The sequence below is a fragment of the Oleiphilus messinensis genome, from assembly GCF_002162375.1.
Classification (GTDB): domain Bacteria; phylum Pseudomonadota; class Gammaproteobacteria; order Pseudomonadales; family Oleiphilaceae; genus Oleiphilus; species Oleiphilus messinensis.
On sequence record NZ_CP021425.1, the window covers coordinates 5373765 to 5380000 of the forward strand.

Below are 6236 nucleotides of genomic sequence, written 5' to 3' on the forward strand. Positions count from 1 at the left end.
CAACCTTACTCGACAAGAGACTTTGCCATAATTATGGCATGCTCACGGCCCTGCGCGGCAGGATAGTAATTTTTTCTTAAACCAACCTCATTGAAGCCCGCGCACGAATATATCTCGATAGCCCTAACGTTCGACTCACGAACCTCAAGAAAAAAAGTTTCCGCTCCCTGGTTTAGTGCGATGCCATTCATTTCAGTCAACATCTGATGTGCCAACCCCCTTTTTTGAAATTCAGGGGCAACACATAGATTTAAGAGATGGGCCTCACCAACAGCAACATACATTACGAAGTAGCCACACAATCGATTCGAATCCTGCGCTTGCAACATTAACTTGCAGTCGTAGCCCGAGGCAATACAGTTCCTGAAGTTACCCTCAGTCCAAGGATGAGAATAAGCAGAGCGCTCGGTTTTCAGCACTTCCGTTAAATGAGAGGGGATCATAGAAATATAATGGTACATGGATTTTACCAGAAGGGTTCTCAACTACGGGGACGGGATTGAATAAGTGCATGCAATTCCCTTTTTATTGCCGGAGCCTGGATGCAATCTCCCAGCGTAAACGACGCGACCTGAATCTTACAGGTTCTATCACCGGACTCATTACTAACCTCACCAGCGCCATGGCCCACTTCTACAAATAAATCATCAATAACTGGAACATTGTTCCCAGCCAGAAAAGAAGACAGAGAGCCCCCCAAGACAAAAATATACCGAACTTCTCCTCCGAGAAACTGAGAGCAGAGCTGCCTAAATATTTTTCTCGCAACAGCGTCATCCTGATCCGGAAGTGCCAGGTTATTGAAAGGAGGCCATCCCCATTGGTGATGCTCCACCGAACACTGTAATTTATCTGGCCAGACAAAAGCTTGCACTACATTGAGTATGAGTTTTCGAGCAACCTCCTCCAGGTGTGCCGGAACTGCCTCTGAAATTATACCGACGTTATCAACCCTGAATAGATCTACCTCTATCGATAGAGAACGGGCCTCACCTTCGGAGGGTGAAGCATCAGGCACAGGTTTCGACAGAACGGTTTTAACACTCTCAACAACACGGTCAGCCCCCTCATTATTGGAAGCCAGCAAGGATAGAGCACTACTACTCGCAGGTGTATCTTTAGCGGACACAGAAGAGCTTGACTCAGACTCCTGCCCCTGCGGATTGACCGCTTGCAAGGCAACACGAGCCGATGCATTGCTTTTGGGACCCCGAATCGGATGAGCGGAATCATTATCGGTTTTAGCTTTCGTATGGCCTTTAATCGGCAAACGTTCACTTTCATTGAAATCCAACGATGAAAATGATTTCGCACCTGCGAGTGGGGTACGAGCATACCATGCAGACACGCCCATCTGCTTTAGGTAATATTGACGCTCCGACTCTTTTAACCCAGCCCCCAATGACAAGACAACACCTCACCTCAATTTATTAGATGCTAAACATCCCCTTGAGGATGCTGCCGATTTGAATCGCTTGTCATTAGGTTTAGTGCGCTGATATATGCTTTAGCAGAGGCAATGACGATATCTGTATCCGCCCCCATGCCATTTACAATTCTTGTATCTTTCTCAAGACGCACCGTAACCTCTCCCTGAGAATCTGTACCACTGGTGATACTGTTCACAGAGTACAGCTGCAGCGCAGCACCGGAATTCACCACAGACTCAATAGCTTTGTAAGTCGCATCGACAGGGCCACTTCCCTTTGCAGTAGCTTTCACTTCATTGCCATCCACCATCAACGTAACAACGGCTTCTGGTGTAACTCCCGTTTCTGAAGTTACTTGCATACAGACCAAACGATAATGCTCCTCGTCGGCTTGAGAGCGAGACTCACTTACCAGTGCCTGCAAATCTTCATCAAATATCTCATGCTTTTTATCAGCAAGATCCTTGAAACGAGTAAAAGCCTCATTAAGCTCGGTTTCCGTATCAAAAGTAATACCTAAATCCTGTAACCGCGTTTTAAACGCATTTCGGCCCGAGTGTTTACCTAACACCAAACTATTGTTATGCCAGCCAACATCCTGAGCCAACATAATTTCATAGGTTTCACGCTTTTTCAGAATGCCATCCTGATGAATACCAGACTCATGAGCAAACGCATTTGCTCCCACAATAGCTTTATTCGGTTGCACAGGAAACCCGGTAATAGTGGAAACAAGCCTTGAAGCCGGTACGATTTGCGTCGTATCCAGCTGAGTATTGACATTGAACAGATCCTGGCGGGTTTTTACTGCCATAACGACCTCTTCCAATGAAGCATTACCAGCACGCTCCCCCAGACCGTTAATCGTGCATTCAATCTGGCGAGCCCCGTTTAATACGGCCTCGAGAGAGTTGCCTACGGCAAGCCCTAAGTCATTGTGACAATGAACAGAGAATATCGCTTTATCAGCATTCGGAATATTTTTAATAAGATCGTTGATGAGAATGCCAAACTGACGCGGTATTGCATAACCTACGGTATCGGGAATATTGATTGTTGTCGCCCCAGCATCAATCGCAGCCTCAATAATCCGGCACAAAAAGTCCAGTTCAGATCGACCGGCATCTTCACAGGAGAACTCTACATCATCAGTGTAATTTCGAGCGCGCTTTACCGCTTTAACAGCCTGCTCGACCACATCATCTGGCTGCATTTGCAGCTTGTATTGCATATGGATGGGCGAAGTTGCGATAAAAGTATGAATTCTCGATGCATTTGCATTTTTAAGGGCTTCAGCTGCGCGATCAATATCCTTATCCAACGCTCGCGCCAAGCTACAGATTCTGGAATCTTTTATGCTTTCGGCGATTGCTTTCACCGACTCAAAATCCCCCTGGCTAGCAATCGCAAAACCGGCCTCGATCACATCAACCTTCATTTTTTCAAGTGTTTTAGCGATTCGTAATTTCTCAGCTTTGGTCATAGATGCGCCTGGACTTTGCTCACCATCGCGCAGCGTTGTGTCAAATATCACCAAATGATCAGATACAGACATTACAATTCTCCAAATAAAACACGTTTAAGGGGCGATACGGTTCATGATCGATATAGCTCAAGACCTATCTCAATAATAGTAACAGCCATCCATTAAAAACAAACGCTGCACTCCAATTATAAACACCACTAGTGAACAAGCGGCTTCACACAGATGCCGTCCTGTAAACAGGTGCTGTACTATATCGACATAAAGATTCTTTGCCAAGCAGCACGAATGAATACAAATACGGCGCGTATTCGGCGGACACAAAAAAACCCCAGTGGTGTTTACCACTGGGGTTTTTAATTAGGAGCCTGACAATGACCTACTCTCACATGGGGAGACCCCACACTACCATTGGCGCTGGACGGTTTCACTACTGAGTTCGGTATGGGATCAGGTGGTTCACGTCCGCTATGATCGTCAGACAAAACAAGTTGATCGTATGCGTTCTGTCTTTAACTGTTCATGGCTGAACAAAGCGAGTAAATAAGATTCACAGTCATTTGATTTTGGGTCAAAACCGCTTGGGTGTTATATAGTCAAGCCACACGGGCAATTAGTACTGGTTAGCTCAACGCCTCACAACGCTTACACACCCAGCCTATCAACCTCATGGTCTTTAAGGGCCCTTCAGGAGGCTCAAGCCTCAGGGAGATCTTATCTTGGAGGGGGCTTCCCGCTTAGATGCTTTCAGCGGTTATCCCGTCCGAACATAGCTACCGGGCAATGCAATTGGCATCACAACCCGAACACCAGCGGTTCGTCCACTCCGGTCCTCTCGTACTAGGAGCAGCTCTCCTCAAATCTCCAACGTCCACGGCAGATAGGGACCGAACTGTCTCACGACGTTCTAAACCCAGCTCGCGTACCACTTTAAATGGCGAACAGCCATACCCTTGGGACCGGCTTCAGCCCCAGGATGTGATGAGCCGACATCGAGGTGCCAAACACCGCCGTCGATGTGAACTCTTGGGCGGTATCAGCCTGTTATCCCCGGAGTACCTTTTATCCGTTGAGCGATGGCCCTTCCATACAGAACCACCGGATCACTAAGACCTACTTTCGTACCTGCTCGACGTGTCTGTCTCGCAGTTAAGCGCGCTTATGCCTTTACACTAACCGTACGATGTCCGACCGTACTTAGCGCACCTTCGTGCTCCTCCGTTACGCTTTGGGAGGAGACCGCCCCAGTCAAACTACCCACCACACAGTGTCCTCGATCCCGTTTCGGGACCTGAGTTAGAACCTCAACAGTACCAGGCTGGTATTTCAAGGTTGGCTCCACTCGAACTGGCGTCCGAGTTTCAAAGCCTCCCAGCTATCCTACACAAGTAATGTCAAAGTTCACTGTGAAGCTGTAGTAAAGGTTCACGGGGTCTTTCCGTCTAGCCGCGGATACACAGCATCTTCACTGCGATTTCAATTTCACTGAGTCTCGGGTGGAGACAGCGTGGCCATCGTTACGCCATTCGTGCAGGTCGGAACTTACCCGACAAGGAATTTCGCTACCTTAGGACCGTTATAGTTACGGCCGCCGTTTACCGGGGCTTCGATCAAGAGCTTCGCCGAAGCTAACCCCATCAATTAACCTTCCGGCACCGGGCAGGCGTCACACCCTATACGTCCACTTTCGTGTTTGCAGAGTGCTGTGTTTTTAATAAACAGTCGCAGCCACCTGGTATCTTCGACCGGCTGGGGCTTACGGAGTAAATCCTTCACCCTGGCCGGCGTGCCTTCTCCCGAAGTTACGGCACTATTTTGCCTAGTTCCTTCACCCGAGTTCTCTCAAACGCCTTAGTATTCTCTACCTGACCACCTGTGTCGGTTTGGGGTACGGTCCCGTGATATCTGAAGCTTAGAGGCTTTTCTTGGAAGCTTGGCATCGACCACTTCACTGAACAAGTTCAGCTTCGTCGTCAGTTCTCGGCATTAAGGACCCGGATTTGCCTAAGTCCTCTGCCTACCACCTTAAACGCGGACAACCATCGCCGCGCTGGCCTAGCCTTCTCCGTCCCCCCATCGCAATATCACGAGGTACAGGAATTTTAACCTGTTTCCCATCGACTACGCTTTTCAGCCTCGCCTTAGGGGCCGACTCACCCTGCGCCGATTACCGTTGCGCAGGAAACCTTGGTCTTCCGGCGAGGGGGTTTTTCACCCCCTTTGTCGTTACTCATGTCAGCATTCGCACTTCTGATACCTCCAGCCAACTTCTCAATTGACCTTCAACGGCGTACAGAACGCTCCCCTACCATCTTCGAAAAGATCCGCAGCTTCGGTGGCATGTTTGAGCCCCGTTACATCTTCCGCGCAGGCCGACTCGACTAGTGAGCTATTACGCTTTCCTTAAAGGGTGGCTGCTTCTAAGCCAACCTCCTAGCTGTCTGTGCCTTCCCACATCGTTTCCCACTTAACATACACTTTGGGACCTTAGCTGGCGGTCTGGGTTGTTTCCCTTTCCACGACGGACGTTAGCACCCGCCGTGTGTCTCCCATGATTGCACTTTCCGGTATTCGGAGTTTGCATGGGGTTGGTAAGTCGGGATGACCCCCTAGCCCAAACAGTGCTCTACCCCCGGAAGTGATACATGAGGCACTACCTAAATAGTTTTCGGGGAGAACCAGCTATCTCCGAGTTTGATTAGCCTTTCACTCCTATCCACAAGTCATCCCCTACCTTTTCAACGGGAGTGGGTTCGGTCCTCCAGTTGATGTTACTCAACCTTCAACCTGCCCATGGATAGATCACTCGGTTTCGGGTCTATTCCTAGCAACTTGACGCCCATTTCAGACTCGGTTTCCCTACGGCTCCCCTAAACGGTTAACCTTGCTACTAAAAATAAGTCGCTGACCCATTATACAAAAGGTACGCAGTCACAGAACAAGTCTGCTCCCACTGCTTGTACGCATACGGTTTCAGGGTCTATTTCACTCCCCTCACAGGGGTTCTTTTCGCCTTTCCCTCACGGTACTGGTTCACTATCGGTCAGTCAGGAGTATTTAGCCTTGGAGGATGGTCCCCCCATGTTCAGACAGGATAACACGTGTCCCGTCCTACTCAATTTCACGCCAATAGAATTTCGAATACGGGGCTATCACCCTCTATGGCCGGCCTTTCCAAGCCGTTCTTCTATTCGTCATGACGCTTTTGGGCTAATCCCCGTTCGCTCGCCGCTACTGAGGGAATCTCGGTTGATTTCTTTTCCTGCGGGTACTTAGATGTTTCAGTTCTCCGCGTTCGCCTCTCTTTTCCTATGTATTCAGAA

Annotated in this window: 3 protein-coding genes and 2 rRNA genes (1 of these 5 only partly in view); all 5 read right to left on the reverse strand. The window is 48.9% G+C overall.

The window, feature by feature from the left end; all coding sequences use genetic code 11:
• Positions 1-5 precede the first annotated feature (5 nt).
• Positions 6-461: a ribosomal protein S18-alanine N-acetyltransferase gene (rimI, locus tag OLMES_RS23325; protein ID WP_198343098.1), complete on the reverse strand. Its 456-nt coding sequence runs from the start codon at positions 459-461 to the stop codon at positions 6-8.
• Positions 462-481: 20 nt separating this feature from the next.
• The gene (locus OLMES_RS23330) at positions 482-1402 is read right to left on the reverse strand and encodes a hypothetical protein (RefSeq protein ID WP_198343099.1); all 921 of its coding nucleotides are present in this window, start codon (positions 1400-1402) and stop codon (positions 482-484) included.
• Between the two features lie 35 nt (positions 1403-1437).
• Positions 1438-2985: a 2-isopropylmalate synthase gene (locus OLMES_RS23335; RefSeq protein ID WP_087463464.1), complete on the reverse strand. Its 1548-nt coding sequence runs from the start codon at positions 2983-2985 to the stop codon at positions 1438-1440.
• A gap of 294 nt (positions 2986-3279) precedes the next feature.
• Positions 3280-3395 (reverse strand): 5S ribosomal RNA (gene rrf, locus OLMES_RS23340).
• 110 nt (positions 3396-3505) lie between these two features.
• A 23S ribosomal RNA gene (locus OLMES_RS23345) occupies positions 3506-6236 on the reverse strand; it runs 150 nt beyond the window's last position.